Source organism: Streptomyces botrytidirepellens (assembly GCF_003721215.1).
Classification (GTDB): Bacteria; Actinomycetota; Actinomycetes; order Streptomycetales; family Streptomycetaceae; genus Streptomyces; species Streptomyces himastatinicus.
This window is the reverse complement of the sequence record NZ_RIBZ01000304.1, coordinates 19178-32665: the sequence shown is the minus strand read 5'-3', so window position 1 is coordinate 32665 and position 13488 is coordinate 19178. Positions and strand designations below refer to the sequence as shown.

At 70.5% G+C, this 13488-nt stretch carries 11 protein-coding genes; 4 read left to right on the top strand and 7 right to left on the bottom strand.

What is annotated here, in order from left to right; all coding sequences use genetic code 11:
• Positions 1 to 59: 59 nt before the first annotated feature.
• A complete protein-coding gene (argS, locus tag EEJ42_RS25610) occupies positions 60 to 1847 on the bottom strand; it encodes an arginine--tRNA ligase (RefSeq protein ID WP_123103318.1) in 1788 nt (595 codons plus the stop codon).
• A 178-nt stretch (positions 1848 to 2025) separates the two neighbouring features.
• Between argS and lysS the strand changes: the two genes are divergently transcribed.
• Complete coding sequence (lysS, locus tag EEJ42_RS25605; protein WP_123103326.1) at positions 2026 to 3774, top strand: lysine--tRNA ligase; 1749 nt, start codon at positions 2026 to 2028, stop codon at positions 3772 to 3774.
• Positions 3775 to 3841: 67 nt separating this feature from the next.
• Here the strand turns inward: lysS and EEJ42_RS25600 are convergent, their stop codons facing one another.
• The 3 genes from EEJ42_RS25600 to EEJ42_RS25590 all read right to left on the bottom strand — a co-directional run bounded on the left by EEJ42_RS25600 (position 3842) and on the right by EEJ42_RS25590 (position 7300).
• The gene (locus EEJ42_RS25600; protein ID WP_246097371.1) at positions 3842 to 5302 is read right to left on the bottom strand and encodes a DUF2637 domain-containing protein; all 1461 of its coding nucleotides are present in this window, start codon (positions 5300 to 5302) and stop codon (positions 3842 to 3844) included.
• Between the two features lie 111 nt (positions 5303 to 5413).
• The gene (locus EEJ42_RS25595; protein WP_246097369.1) at positions 5414 to 6199 is read right to left on the bottom strand and encodes a hypothetical protein; all 786 of its coding nucleotides are present in this window, start codon (positions 6197 to 6199) and stop codon (positions 5414 to 5416) included.
• A 123-nt stretch (positions 6200 to 6322) separates the two neighbouring features.
• Positions 6323 to 7300: a DUF3558 domain-containing protein gene (locus EEJ42_RS25590; protein ID WP_246097367.1), complete on the bottom strand. Its 978-nt coding sequence runs from the start codon at positions 7298 to 7300 to the stop codon at positions 6323 to 6325.
• Positions 7301 to 7459: 159 nt separating this feature from the next.
• On the opposite strand from EEJ42_RS25590, the gene EEJ42_RS25585 reads away from it, so the two are divergent.
• Positions 7460 to 8653: an RtcB family protein gene (locus EEJ42_RS25585; protein ID WP_123103312.1), complete on the top strand. Its 1194-nt coding sequence runs from the start codon at positions 7460 to 7462 to the stop codon at positions 8651 to 8653.
• A 31-nt stretch (positions 8654 to 8684) separates the two neighbouring features.
• Here the strand turns inward: EEJ42_RS25585 and EEJ42_RS25580 are convergent, their stop codons facing one another.
• The gene (locus tag EEJ42_RS25580) at positions 8685 to 9440 is read right to left on the bottom strand and encodes an SDR family NAD(P)-dependent oxidoreductase (protein ID WP_123103310.1); all 756 of its coding nucleotides are present in this window, start codon (positions 9438 to 9440) and stop codon (positions 8685 to 8687) included.
• A gap of 209 nt (positions 9441 to 9649) precedes the next feature.
• Between EEJ42_RS25580 and EEJ42_RS25575 the strand changes: the two genes are divergently transcribed.
• Complete coding sequence (locus EEJ42_RS25575) at positions 9650 to 11128, top strand: hypothetical protein (RefSeq protein ID WP_123103308.1); 1479 nt, start codon at positions 9650 to 9652, stop codon at positions 11126 to 11128.
• On the opposite strand, the gene EEJ42_RS25570 is transcribed toward EEJ42_RS25575, so the two are convergent.
• Both EEJ42_RS25570 and EEJ42_RS25565 read right to left on the bottom strand, forming a co-directional pair.
• A complete protein-coding gene (locus tag EEJ42_RS25570; protein ID WP_123103306.1) occupies positions 11118 to 11450 on the bottom strand; it encodes a YnfA family protein in 333 nt (110 codons plus the stop codon). The two genes, EEJ42_RS25575 and EEJ42_RS25570, sit on opposite strands and share 11 nt — an antisense overlap.
• Positions 11451 to 11482: 32 nt before the next feature.
• Positions 11483 to 12031 carry a hypothetical protein gene (locus tag EEJ42_RS25565; protein WP_078510346.1) on the bottom strand — a complete coding sequence of 183 codons (549 nt, stop codon included), beginning with the start codon at positions 12029 to 12031 and terminating at the stop codon, positions 11483 to 11485.
• Positions 12032 to 12170: 139 nt separating this feature from the next.
• On the opposite strand from EEJ42_RS25565, the gene hemL reads away from it, so the two are divergent.
• Entirely contained in the window at positions 12171 to 13487 is a 1317-nt protein-coding gene (hemL, locus tag EEJ42_RS25560; protein ID WP_123103304.1) for a glutamate-1-semialdehyde 2,1-aminomutase, read from the top strand.
• Position 13488: the final 1 nt, after the last annotated feature.

The following is a 13488-nucleotide window of genomic DNA, read 5'->3' as shown; positions in this document are numbered from 1 at the left end:
GTCCCGGTCGGCATGACCGGGACCGCCGCGCGCGGACGTACGGGAGCGAACGGGAGCGCTCAGAGGCGCTCGGGCGTCCGGATGCCCAGCAGGGACATGCCCTGCCGCAGCGTGCGGGCGGTCAGGTCGCACAGGAAGAGCCGGTTCTCGACCTGGGCCGGGCCGTCCTCCGCCTTCAGGACCGGGCACTGGTCGTAGAAGGTCGTGAAGTGGGAGGCCAGCTGGTAGAGGTACGCGGCCAGCTTGTGCGGCTCGTACGACGCGGACACCTCGGCCAGCGTCTCCGCGAACTGGTCCACGTGGAGGCCCAGCGCCCGCTCGGCGGGGGCCAGCGGCAGCTCCGGGTGGGGCGCCGGGGACTGCGCCTCGCCGGCGCGGCGCAGGATCGACTGGATGCGGGCGTACGCGTACTGGAGGTAGACCGAGGTGTCGCCGTTGAGCGAGACCATCTGGTCGAGGTCGAACTTGTAGTCGCGGGAGGCGGAGGTGGACAGGTCGGCGTACTTCACCGCGCCGATGCCCACCTGGCCGCCGCGCTCCTGGATCTCCGCCTCCGTGAGGCCGAGCTTCTCGCTCTTCTCCCGGACCACGGCCGCGGCCCGCTCGGTGGCCTCGTCCAGCAGGTCCTCCAGCCGGACCGTCTCGCCCTCACGCGTCTTGAACGGCTTGCCGTCCTTGCCGAGGACCGTGCCGAAGGCGAGCTGGACGGCGTGCACCTTCTCGTTCAGCCAGCCGATCCGGCGGGCGGTCTCGAAGACCATCTTGAAGTGCAGCGACTGCCGGGCGTCCACCACATACAGCAGGGTGTCGGCCTGGAGGTTCTGCACCCGGTCGCGGATCGCGGACAGGTCGGTGGCCGCGTAGCCGAAGCCGCCGTCGGACTTCTGGACGATCAGCGGCACCGGGTTGCCGTCCGGGCCCTTGACGTCGTCGAAGAAGACGCACAGCGCGCCCTCGGAGCGGACCGCGACGCCGGACTCCTCCAGCAGGCGGCAGGTCTCGGCCAGCATGTCGTTGTATCCGGACTCGCCGACCACGTCGGGGTCATGGACCTCGATGTCGAGCTTGTCGAAGACCGAGTAGAAGTAGATCTTCGACTCGTCCACGAACTTCCGCCACAGGGCGATCGTCTGCTCGTCCCCGGCCTGGAGGTCCACCACCCGCCGCCGGGAGCGCTCCTTGAACTCCGCGTCGGAGTCGAAGAGCGCGCGCGCCGCCTTGTAGAGCCGGTTCAGATTGGACATCGCCTCTTCGCCGGAGGCGGCGTCCTTGTGGTCCAGCTCGTGGGGATGCTCGATCAGGTACTGGATGAGCATGCCGAACTGGGTGCCCCAGTCGCCGATGTGATGGCGCCGGATCACCTTCTCGCCGGTGAACTCAAGGATCTTGACCACCGCGTCGCCGATCACCGCCGAGCGCAGATGGCCGACGTGCATCTCCTTCGCCACGTTCGGCTGGGCGTAGTCGATCACGGTCGTGCCCGCGTCCGCCGCGAACGGGATGCCGAGCCGGTCGTCGGCGGCGCGCGCGGCGAGGGTCGCGGTGATGGCCGAGTCCGCGACGGTGATGTTGAGGAAGCCGGGGCCGGAGACCTCGATGTCGGCGATCACCGAGTCGGGGTCGGCGGAGGACGGGGCGACCGGGAGGCGCTCCACGACCTTGGCCGCCAGCTCGCGCGGATTCCCCTTCAGCTGCTTCGCCAGCGCCAGCATCCCGTTGGCCTGGAAGTCGGCCCTGTCGCTTCGTCGCAGCAGCGGGTCCGCGGAACCGGCCTCCGGCAGGGCAGCCGTGAGGGCGTTCGCGACGCGCTGGTGGACCGAAGCGGCAAGGGAGGGGACCGAGGCCATGGGTGAGGTGCCGTTCCTATAGAGGGCTGGGTTACCAATCTGGCCACCCCAGTATTTCACGGGCCGTCCAACCCTTTCTCCGGGCTGTGGGCGGCTGTGGATAACTCCGGATGGGGATGACGACAACCTGTGGGCAACCCCGGAGGGCCCTCCTCCGTCTGGGACAATGGTCGGTGCCATGACCGCAAGGAAGGAAGTGCCGACCGTGGCTCAGAGCACCGAGACCGACTGGGTCTCCCGATTCGCCGACGAGGTCATTGCCGAGGCGGAGCGACGCGCGCCCGGCAAACCGATCGTCTGCGCCTCGGGCCTCAGCCCGTCCGGCCCGATCCACCTCGGCAACCTGCGCGAGGTCATGACTCCGCACCTGGTCGCCGACGAGATCCGGCGCCGGGGATACGACTGCGTCCACATCCTGTCCTGGGACGACTACGACCGGTACCGGAAGGTCCCGGCCGGGGTCGACCCGTCCTGGTCCGAGCACATCGGCAAGCCGCTGACCTCCGTCCCGGCCCCGCCCGGATCCTCGTACGCGAACTGGGCCGAGCACTTCAAGGCGCCGATGATCGAGGCGCTGAGCGCGATGGGCATCGAGTTCCACGGCATCAGCCAGACCGAGAAGTACACCTCGGGTGCCTACCGCGAGCAGATCCTGCACGCGATGCACCACCGCGAGCAGATCGACGCCGTCCTCGACCGGTACCGCACGAAGGACAAGCCGGGCGCGAAGGACGCGAAGAAGCAGCAGAAGCCGGTCGACGAGGCCGAGCTGGAGGCCGCCGAGGGCTCGGGCGCGGCCGCCGAGGACGACGGCAGCGCGGGCGGCGCCGGGTACTACCCGTACAAGCCGTACTGCTCGGTCTGCGAGCGCGATCTGACGACCGTGACCTCGTACGACGACAAGACCACCGAGCTGACCTACACCTGCGCCTGCGGCCACGGCGAGACCGTGCTGCTCAGCGAGCACAACCGCGGCAAGCTGGTCTGGAAGGTCGACTGGCCGATGCGCTGGGCGTACGAGGGCGTCGTCTTCGAGCCCTCCGGCGTCGACCACTCCTCGCCCGGCTCCTCGTTCGTGGTGGGCGGGCAGATCGTGCGCGAGGTCTTCGGCGGGGACCAGCCGATCGGCCCGATGTACGCGTTCGTCGGCATCAGCGGCATGGCCAAGATGTCCTCCTCCAAGGGCGGCGTGCCGACCCCGGCAGACGCGCTGGAGATCATGGAGGCGCCGCTGCTGCGCTGGCTGTACGCCCGCCGTCGGCCGAACCAGTCCTTCAAGATCGCCTTCGACCAGGAGATCCAGCGCACCTACGACGAGTGGGACGCCCTGGAGCGCAAGATCAACGACGGTTCGGCGCAGCCCGCGGACGCCGCCGCGTACAGCCGGGCGACCCGCACGGCCGGCGGTGAGCTGCCCCGCACCCCGCGCCCGCTGCCGTACCGGATGCTCGCCTCCGTGGTGGACATCACCACCGGGCACGACGAGCAGACGCTGCGCATCCTCGGCGAGCTGGACCCGGCGAACCCGGTGACGTCCCTGGACGAGACCCGGCCGCGGCTCGACCGGGCCGAGCGCTGGATCACCACCCAGGTCCCGGCCGAGCAGCGCACCCGGGTCCGGGACGAGCCGGACACCGAGCTGCTGGCCTCGCTCGGCGAGACCGAGCGCGAGTCGCTGCGGCTGCTGCTCGACGGGCTGGACGAGCACTGGTCGCTCGACGGGCTGACGACGCTGGTCTACGGCGTGCCGAAGCTCCAGGCGGGGCTGTCGGCGGACGCCAAGCCGACGCCGGAGCTGAAGGTCGCCCAGCGGGCGTTCTTCGCGCTGCTCTACCAGCTGCTGGTCGGGCGGGACACCGGGCCGCGGCTGCCCACCCTGCTGCTCGCGGTGGGGGCGGACCGGGTGCGCAAGCTGCTCGCGGCCTGAGCCGGACGGCGGTGACGGCTGAGCCGGGCGGGCCGCGTGCCCGCCCGGCTCGCACGTTCATGAGGTGTTACGGAGTGTGCTCCACCTGCATCTCCATGCGGTGGCGCTCCTTGAAGTCGGTCACGTAAGCGTTCAGCTCGTCGATGCCGAGGTCGGCGACGCCGTAGGCCTCCCGCAGCCGCTGCCCGAACTGGTACGCCGAGGGGTACTTCGCGTTGTCGGCGAGGTACTGGCGGTAGGTCGCGTAGAACACGTCGTCGCGCGGGACGTCGTCCGGCATCGCCGTCGCGGCGGGCGCCCCCGGCTGCTCGTACTCGGCGTACGCCTGCTCCTGATCGCGCTGTTCCTGGCCGCGCTGCTCCTGGCCGCGCTGCTCCGGGACGTACGCGCCCTGGGCGTTCCCCACGCCCTGGCCGCCGAGCTGGCGGACCCGGTTGGGCCCGACCGGCACGGTGACCTGCGGCTGCCCGGGCTGCTGGGGCCCACCCGGCTGCTGGGGCTGCTGGGGCTGCACCGGCTGCTCGTGCTGCGCCGGGTGGGAAGCGGTAGTGGGGTCGAACGGGACGGCGCCCCGGCCGTCGTGGTCCTGACCTGTCGGCTGCTGGTACACGGGCAGCGGCAGCGAGAGCGGCAGTTCCTGCGGCTGCTGTGGTTGCGGTGGCGGCTGCTGCTGCCCGGGAACGGCGCCGAAGCCGGTGCCGGTGCCGTCGGCCGTCCCGTAGACGCCCGGCTGCCCGTTGGCCGCGCCGTAGACGCCCGGCTGCGCCCCCGGGTACGCCGTGTCCGGCGTCCGCCCGGCCCCGCCCCCCGCGGTGCCCGACGGCAGCGCGGCGGGGGAGAAGGCGCTCGCCTCCAGCCCGGCCGCCTCGAGACCCGCCGGGGCGGTGTCCGACAGCGGCACCCCGTAGCGCGCCAGCCGCAGCGGCATCAGCGCCTCCACCGGGGCCTTGCGGCGCCACTGCCGCCCGTAGCGGGCCTGGAGCCGGGTCTGGTAGACCAGCCGGTCCTGTTCCAGCTGGATGACCTCGTCGTAGCTGCGCAGCTCCCACAGCTTCATCCGGCGCCACAGCCGGAAGGTCGGGATGGGCGCCAGCAGCCAGCGGACGATGCGGACCGACTCCATGTGCCGGTCGGCGGTGATGTCGGCGATCCGGCCGATCGCGTGCCGGGCCGCCTCGACGGAGACCACGAAGAGCACCGGGATGACGCCGTGCATGCCGACGCCGATCGGGTCCGGCCAGGCGGCGGCGCCGTTGAAGGCGATGGTCGCCGCGGTGAGCATCCACGCGGTCTGGCGCAGCAGCGGGAAGGGGATGCGGATCCAGGTCAGCAGCAGATCCAGGGCCAGCAGGACGCAGATCCCGGCGTCGATCCCGATGGGGAAGACGTTGGCGAAGGCGCCGAAGCCCTTCTTCTCGGCGAGGTCGCGGACCGCGGAGTAGGACCCCGCGAAGCCGATCGCGGCGATCACCACCGCCCCGGCGACGACCACGCCGATCAGTATTCGATGCGTTCGTGTCAGTTGCATCGCGGCCACCCGCGATCCCTCCCCGTCCTTGGCGATAAGCCTTGGCATGCAGCGCGCCCAGGGTCGCATACACGTCAATCGCCACGGACGGGAAGGGTGCGGCGGAGACGGCTAGGCGCCGCTCTTGGAGTCCTCGGAGCCCTTCGAATCCTTGGACGCGTCGGCGGACTTGGAGCCGCCGGAACTCGGGGAGTCCTGGCCGCCACCAGCGCCGTCGCCGCCCTTCTCGACGGATTCGACGACCTCCTTGGCCGCGGCCTTGGCGTCGTCCATCAGCTTCTTGGCGTCCGGCGTCTTCTCGGTCTCGTAGCCCGCGCCGTCGTACTCGATGGTCACGACGACGTTGGCGGTCCGGGCGACGACCGTCTGGTTCCGGAAGTCGTCGCCGTCCCGCTTCTCCTCGGTACGGACGGTGGTCGCCGCGTCACCGATGGCCGCCTGCTCGGTCTTGGGGTTCTTCAGCCCGTCGCCGGAGGATGCCTTGCTCGCCTGCTGGGTGGCGTAGTCCTGGGCGCGCTTGTCGCCCGTGCCGAGCCCGGCGTCGGAGTCGAAGAGCTTCAGGGAGAGGGACAGCGAGCGGTACTTGAAGCCGTCGAGGCCGTTCCACAGGCAGGTGGCGGAGGTGTTGGTGTCACCCGAGGGGAGGGCCTTGCCCTTCTTGGTCTTCGCCTTGGGCACCAGCTCGTCGATGGTCTTGCCCGACAGGGCCGAGCACACATCGGGGAGCTTGCTGAACTTTGCCGCCGCGACGGACGGCGACGCACTGGGTGAGGAGGGTCTCGACGAACTCTCGGCGTCCTTTTTGTCGTCGGATCCGGAGGAGCAGCCGGCGACGAGCATGACCGGCACGGTCGCGCAGGCGAGTATTCGGGCGAGTCGCGGGGCTGAACGGTGCATGGTTCCTTCGCTCAATCTCTGTCGATGGGCGGTGGTACCGCCCGCGTCATTACCGGCACGGTACGCGGCCGATCGCGGGCGGCCCAATCCCCGAGGTCTCCCGCCCGGGGGCGGCCCGGCTCGCTATTCGGTGAGACGCCCGGTGAGCTCCTGGGCCAAGTCTTCGGCGTTCCCCTGGAGTTCTTCGCTTTCGGGAATGTCCTTTTTGTTGGTCGACCACTCGTCGTACTCAATGGTGGCAATCACATTCGAGGACCGGAAAACGACCGTGATGTCGCGGTGGATTCCGGAGTCCTTGGTGATCAGCTGGTCATTGAGGAACGCGTCGTCGGCGAGGTCGTCGAGGCGACGCGGGGCGGTGGCGTCCGGGTTCTCCGGCGTGTCCCCGTCGCTTGCGGTGCCCTCATCGTCGCCCGCGCTCGGGGTGCCCGTGCCGCCCTTCTCGCCGGTGTTGCCCTTCTCACTCCCGGCGCCGCTCTCGCTGCTCTCCGGGCTCGCACCGCCCTGGCCGCTCGACGCGCTCGCCCCGCTTGAGTCGCTCGACCCGCTCGCGCCCGAGCCGGGCGACGAGGAGGAGGATGGGTCGTCGCTCGGCTCGTCCTCCTCCTCGTCGGAGGCGCCGGGGGAGGACGAGGGCGGGGCATCCGGAATGTCCGCGGCGACCGCCTTCTTCTCGTACAGCTCCTGCGCCCGGTCGTCATCGCTCACGGACGGGTCGTACGAGACGACGCGCTCGAAGTCCAGCGTCAGATAGCGGGTGCCGCTCGGCGTCGCGACCTTCCAGCGGCAGCCGTCGCGCCGGTCTATGTCGTACGTCACGGTCGCCTGACCCTCGTACGCCTTCTCGGCGTCGGTTCCGCCGGGCAGCAGCCTGTGCAGGGTCTTGGGGCTCACGGCGCCACACGCCTCGGGGAGGGTGTTGTAGCGGCCCGGTTCGGCCGAGACCTCCGCGCCGGAGTCGTCGGAGGTGCTGTCCCCCGCGCCCGGCTTCGGGTCGGAGCCGGTGCATCCGCTGAGTCCCGCGGCGGCGAGCACGGCGATGAGCAGGGCGGCGGCCGGGGTGGCGCGCCGTCCACGGGCCGTTCGCTGCGCTGGCTGCACTATCCGTGTCCCTTCGAGCGAAAACTGCTTGCCGCCCGTAGGCGATGGCTGGAGACAATGTGTACCGCACGGGCCGCCGCGTCTGCCGGTCGGCCGTCGTGAATGGGCTGTGGGCCCGTTTTTTGCGTTTTCAGTCTTTAGCGGGGGAATGAGTAAAACATGTCGTATGTCGAGGTGCCCGGGGCGAAGGTCCCCATCCGGATGTGGGCGGACCCCGCGACCGTCGAGGGCGGGGCCATGCAGCAGCTGCGGAACGTGGCGACGCTGCCGTGGATCAAGGGCCTGGCCGTGATGCCGGACGTGCACTACGGGAAGGGCGCCACCGTCGGCTCGGTGATCGCGATGCAAGGGGCCGTGTGCCCGGCGGCGGTCGGCGTGGACATCGGCTGCGGGATGTCGGCGGTCAAGTCGTCGCTCACCGCGGATGATCTGCCGGGCGATCTGTCGCGGCTGCGGTCCAAGATCGAGCAGGCGATTCCGGTGGGCCGGGGGATGCACGACAACCCGGTCGACCCGGGGCGGCTGCACGGGTTCCGGACCACCGGGTGGGACGACTTCTGGGGGCGGTTCGGAGGAGTGGCCGAGGCGGTCAAGTTCCGCCAGGAGCGGGCCGTGAAGCAGATGGGGTCGCTCGGATCGGGCAACCACTTCATCGAGTTCTGTCTCGATGACGAGGGTTCGGTCTGGCTGATGCTGCACTCCGGTTCCCGCAACATCGGCAAGGAGCTGGCCGAGTACCACATCGGTCAGGCCCGCGGACTGCCGCACAACCAGGACCTGATCGACCGCGATCTGGCCGTCTTCATCGCGGACACCCCGCAGATGGCCGCCTACCGGCACGATCTGTTCTGGGCGCAGGAGTACGCCAAGTACAACCGCGCGATCATGATGTCGCTCTTCCAGGACGTCGTGCGCAAGGAGTTCGCGAAGGCCCGGCCGGTCTTCGAGCCGGTCATCTCCTGCCACCACAACTACGTGGCCGAGGAGCGGTACGACGACATGGACCTGCTGGTGACCCGGAAGGGCGCCATCCGCGCGGGCCGCGGCGACTTCGGGATCATCCCCGGCTCGATGGGCACCGGTTCGTACATCGTCCGGGGCCTGGGGAACGAGGCGTCCTTCAACTCGGCCTCGCACGGCGCCGGTCGCAAGATGAGCCGGAACCAGGCGAAGAAGCGTTTCTCGACGCAGGACCTGGAGGAGCAGACGCGGGGCGTGGAGTGCCGAAAGGACTCCGGCGTCGTGGACGAGATCCCGGGGGCCTACAAGCCCATCGAGAAGGTCATCGACCAGCAGCGGGACCTCGTCGAGGTGGTGGCCCGGCTCAAGCAGGTCGTCTGCGTCAAGGGCTGACGGCTGACCCCGGTGTCGTGCCCCCGGCCGCTCAGCGCTCGCGGTGGACCTTGTGCTGGGCGGCCTGGGCGCGGGGGCGGACCACCATCAGGTCGATGTTGACGTGGGAGGGCCGGGTGACCGTCCAGGCGACGGTGTCGGCGACGTCGTCGGCGGTCAGCGGCTCGGCCACGCCCTCGTAGACGGCGGCGGCCTGGCCCTCGTCCCCGCGGAACCGGTTCACCGCGAACTCGTCCGTCATGACCATGCCCGGAGCGATTTCGATCACCCGCACCGGCTCGCCGCACAGTTCCAGCCGCAGCGTGCCCGCGATCGCGTGCGCGCCGTGCTTGGCGGCCACGTAACCGCCGCCGCCCTCGTACTGGATGTGGCCCGCGGTGGAGGAAAGCACCACGATCGTGCCGTCGCCGGAGGCGACGAGGGCGGGCAGCAGGGCCTGCGTCACCTGGAGCACGCCCATCACGTTGACCTCGTACATCGCCCGCCAGTCGGCCGGGTCGGAGGCCGCGACGGTCTCGGCGCCGATGGCCCCGCCCGCGTTGTTGACCAGCACGTCACAGCGGTCGAAGTGATCGGCGAAGGTGGCCACGGCGTCCCGGTCGGTGACGTCCAGGACGTACGGCACGGCCTCGTGCCCCGCCTCCGTCAGCTCCGCGGCCAGCGCCTCGATCCGCTCCTTGCGACGCGCGGCCAGGACGACGCGAAATCCGGCCGCGGCGAGCCTGCGGGCGGTGGCCGCCCCGATCCCACTGCTGGCACCGGTGATGACTGCGGTACGGGTGGTCATCGACCCTCCTGTGGCGACGTGGCCTGCGTCAGCGCGGTAGGTAAACCGCACGGTGATCCATACGCAGGATATGACCTTCTGATCTGCGGCCGATCGGGGGACTGAAGATCGGAAACCGCTATCCGCTCATGGCCCCGGGGAAGGGTGCACTGCGTCCGGCGCGCCGCCGGTCTCGGACTCTCGCATGCCCCAAGGAGTGAATACAGGTCATGACCCATCAGAACAGAATGCTGTACCGGTCCCGTCAGTCCTTCCGCCGCTGGGGCGTCGCCTCTGCCGGTGCCCTCGCGGCGGCGGCTCTGGTGGCCGGCTCTCCGTCGGTCGCGTGGGCCGCGGGTACCGCGCCGGGCTCGCACTCGACGTCGGCCTCCGCATGCCCCCAGGACAAGGAGCGGCACGGCGACCGCAACCATGGGGATGACCACCGGCACGACAACAACCAGCAGAAGCACGACAACGGGCACCACGAGAACGGCAGGCACGACGACGGTCGTCACGACGACGGTCGCCATGACGAGGGTCGTCACGACGACGGTCGCCATGACGACGGTCGTCACGACAACGGGCACCACGCCAACGGCCAGTCGGGCAACGGCTGGTACGGCAGCGGCCAGAACGGCAATGGTCAGGCTGCCAACGGCCAAGCGGCCAACGGTCAGTCCGGCAAGGGCTGGTACGGCAACGGCCAGACTGCCAACGGTCAGGCGGGCAACGGCCAAGCCGCCAACGGCCAGGCGGGCAACGGCTGGTACGGCAGTGGTCAGAACGGCAACGGTCAGGCCGCCCACGGCCAAGCGGCCAACGGTCAGACCGCCGCCAACGAGGGCCAGAGCGCTCGGCCGAACGGTCGGCCCGAGCGGCCGGAGCGGCCGGAGCGGCCGAACCGCTGGCAGCGCGAGAACACCGCCCCGCAGGGCCACGGCTACCAGCAGCGCGGCATGGCCCAGTACGCCGAGCCGGCCCAGGCCGAGGTGGCGCAGCCCGAGGTGGCCCAGCAGGCCGCCGTCGCCATGCCGCAGGATCGTTTCGGTGCCCCGTCCGCCCACGGCGACCACCAGGACGACCACGCGCGCAAGGACGACCACGCGCGCAAGGACGACCACGCGCGCAAGGACGACCACGCCCGCAAGGACCCCCACGCCCACCAGAACCACGAGGCCACCACCACCGCCGCGCAGAGCGGACCGGTGACGCTTCAGCGGGCCGTGGAGATCGCCGAGTGCGAGGTCGGCGGCGAGGCCGTCAGCGCCGAACTGGTGGACGACTGCCCCGAGGACGACCCGCGTCACGACGACCGCCGTCACGACGACCCGCGTCACGACGACCGCCGTCACGACGACCCGCGTCACGACGACCGCCGTCACGACGACCCGCGTCACGACGACCACCGCAAGGACGACCCCCGTCACGACGACCACCGCAAGGACGGTCACCACAAGGACCAGCAGCACCGGGACCCGCAGCGCCACGGCGACAAGCAGCGGGACGACCACAAGCAGCAGGACCACAAGCAGCACGACCCGCAGCACAAGAACGGCGAGAAGCACAAGGTGTGGGCCGTGGACGTCGAGTGCGACGACACCATCACCCGCGTGCTGATCGACCCGGACACCGGCTGCGTCCTCAGCTCAACGCAGGAGCAGGACAACGGCGACCACGCTCACCACGGCCGCCCGCTCACCTTCTAGGCGCGTACATGATGACGGCGACTCCGGCCAGGCAGATCAACGCACCGATGACATCGAAGCGGTCGGGCCGGTAGCCGTCGGCGACCATGCCCCAGGCGAGTGATCCGGCGACGAAGACGCCGCCGTACGCCGCGAGGATGCGGCCGAAGTTCGCGTCCGGCTGGAGCGTGGCCACGAAACCGTAGGCGCCGAGAGCGACGATCCCGGCGCCGATCCAGGCCCATCCCCTGTGCTCGCGCACACCCTGCCAGACCAGCCAGGCGCCTCCGATTTCCAGGAGGGCGGCCAGGACGAACAGGCTGACGGAGCGTGCGATGAGCATGGGGGAAGGCTGGAAGGCCGGAACGGCGCGGGTCAGGGCCAGACCAGGCAGTACGGCTGGTGGCCCGCCTCGTGCAGCCGGTGGCTGAAGTCCTGCCACTCGTGGAGCAGTTGGTAGACCAGGAAGGCGTCGCGCGGGCCGCCGCGGTCCGGGACCGTGGACCAGATGAAGGCCGCGGCGCCCACCGCCTCCTCGCCGACGCCGCGCAGCGGGTCCACGGCGGTCATCGGCAGCTTGACGACGGCGTAGTCCGGGTGCAGGACGACGAGTTCGAGCGGGGGCACCTTGTGCAGGGGCACGCCCTCGATGCCGGTGAGGACCATCGCGGCCACCGTCTCCGGCTTGATCTTGGTGAACATGCCGTGGCCCAGCTCGTCGCCACCGAGCTCCTCGGGGCGCATGGAGATGGGGACCCGGGCGGCGGTGGCCCCGTCGGGCGCGCCGAAGTACTTGTAGGTCACCCCCATGCGGCCCCCGCTCCTGCTTGCCCTGCCCGCGTCTTCTCGCCGATGGCGTCCGGGGCGGGCACGCTCGGGGCCTCGATCGTCAGTCCCTTCACCCAGTTCGCCACCGCGATGCATATCTCCACCCGACCACTCGCAGCCACCGCCGCGCAACCCGATCATTGCGACCTGATCAAACTGATCAATATGACTGAGACCTCCCCCGCGTCGGCGTTGTGAAACTCCCGGCGGCAGGACTCCGTCACCCTCTGACAACATGGCTTGCGTGAGCTATCCGTACGCAGCCCCAGTTTCGCAGACGCTTTTCGATCGCGCGGCCGTCGTGACGCCCGGCGGCGTGAACTCTCCGGTCCGGGCTTTCCGCGCCGTCGGAGGTACGCCCCGCTTTATGGTGTCCGGTGACGGTCCGTACCTCACCGATGCCGACGGACGCGAGTACGTCGACCTCGTGTGTTCGTGGGGACCGATGATCCTCGGCCATTCGCACCCCGAGGTGATCGGGGCCGTGCAGGCCGCCGTCGCCCGTGGTACGTCGTTCGGCACGCCGGGCGAGGGCGAGGTCGAACTCGCCGAGGAGATCGTGGCCCGCGTCGGCCCCGTCGAGCAGGTGCGCCTGGTGTCGTCCGGCACCGAGGCGACGATGTCGGCGATCCGGCTGGCCCGTGGGTTCACCGGCCGCCCCAAGGTGATCAAGTTCGCGGGTTGTTACCACGGCCATGTGGACGCCCTGCTGGCCGCGGCCGGGTCCGGGGTGGCGACCTTCGGGCTGCCGGACACCCCCGGGGTGACGGGCGCGCAGGCGGGGGAGACCGTCGTGCTGCCGTACAACGACCTCGAGGCGGTGCGGGCGGCGTTCGCCGCGCACCCGGGCGAGATCGCCTGTGTGATCACCGAGGCCTCGCCGGGCAACATGGGCGTGGTGCCTCCGCTGCCCGGGTTCAACGCGGGCCTGAAGGAGCTGTGCGCCGACAACGGCGCGCTCTTCATCTCCGACGAGGTCATGACCGGCTTCCGGGTCTCCAGGTCCGGCTGGTTCGGGCTCGACGGGGTCGTACCCGATCTGATGACCTTCGGCAAGGTCATGGGCGGCGGCTTCCCGGCCGCGGCCTTCGGCGGCCGCGCCGATGTGATGGCGCAGCTCGCCCCGGCCGGCCCGGTCTACCAGGCGGGCACCCTGTCCGGGAACCCGATCGCGACGGCGGCCGGTGTGGCGCAGCTGCGACTGCTGGACGACGCGGCGTACGAGAAGGTCGACGCGGCCTCCGCGCAGCTGCGGGCCCTGGTGACCGAGGCGCTGGCCAAGGCGGGCGTCGTACACCGCGTGCAGAACGCGGGCAGCATGTTCACGGTCTTCTTCACCGACGAGGACGTCACGGACTACGCCAAGGCGAAGGCGCAGCAGGCGTTCCGCTTCACCCCCTTCTTCCACTCGATGCTGTCCCAGGGCGTCTATCTGCCGCCGTCGGCCTTCGAGTCGTGGTTCCTCTCGACGGCCCATGACGAGCGGGCGCTGGAGCGGGTGGCGGAGGCTCTGCCGGGGGCGGCGCGGGCCGCCGCCGAGGCGACTGAATGAT

Coding starts and splice junctions, on each gene's coding strand:
- argS (WP_123103318.1), bottom strand. CDS start 1,847: ATGGCCTCGGTCCCCTCCCTTGCCGCTTCGGTCCACCAGCGCGTCGCG.
- lysS (WP_123103326.1), top strand. CDS start 2,026: ATGACCGCAAGGAAGGAAGTGCCGACCGTGGCTCAGAGCACCGAGACC.
- EEJ42_RS25600 (WP_246097371.1), bottom strand. CDS start 5,302: ATGCAACTGACACGAACGCATCGAATACTGATCGGCGTGGTCGTCGCC.
- EEJ42_RS25595 (WP_246097369.1), bottom strand. CDS start 6,199: ATGCACCGTTCAGCCCCGCGACTCGCCCGAATACTCGCCTGCGCGACC.
- EEJ42_RS25585 (WP_123103312.1), top strand. CDS start 7,460: ATGTCGTATGTCGAGGTGCCCGGGGCGAAGGTCCCCATCCGGATGTGG.
- EEJ42_RS25580 (WP_123103310.1), bottom strand. CDS start 9,440: ATGACCACCCGTACCGCAGTCATCACCGGTGCCAGCAGTGGGATCGGG.
- EEJ42_RS25575 (WP_123103308.1), top strand. CDS start 9,650: ATGACCCATCAGAACAGAATGCTGTACCGGTCCCGTCAGTCCTTCCGC.
- EEJ42_RS25570 (WP_123103306.1), bottom strand. CDS start 11,450: ATGCTCATCGCACGCTCCGTCAGCCTGTTCGTCCTGGCCGCCCTCCTG.
- EEJ42_RS25565 (WP_078510346.1), bottom strand. CDS start 12,031: ATGCATCGCGGTGGCGAACTGGGTGAAGGGACTGACGATCGAGGCCCC.
- hemL (WP_123103304.1), top strand. CDS start 12,171: ATGGCTTGCGTGAGCTATCCGTACGCAGCCCCAGTTTCGCAGACGCTT.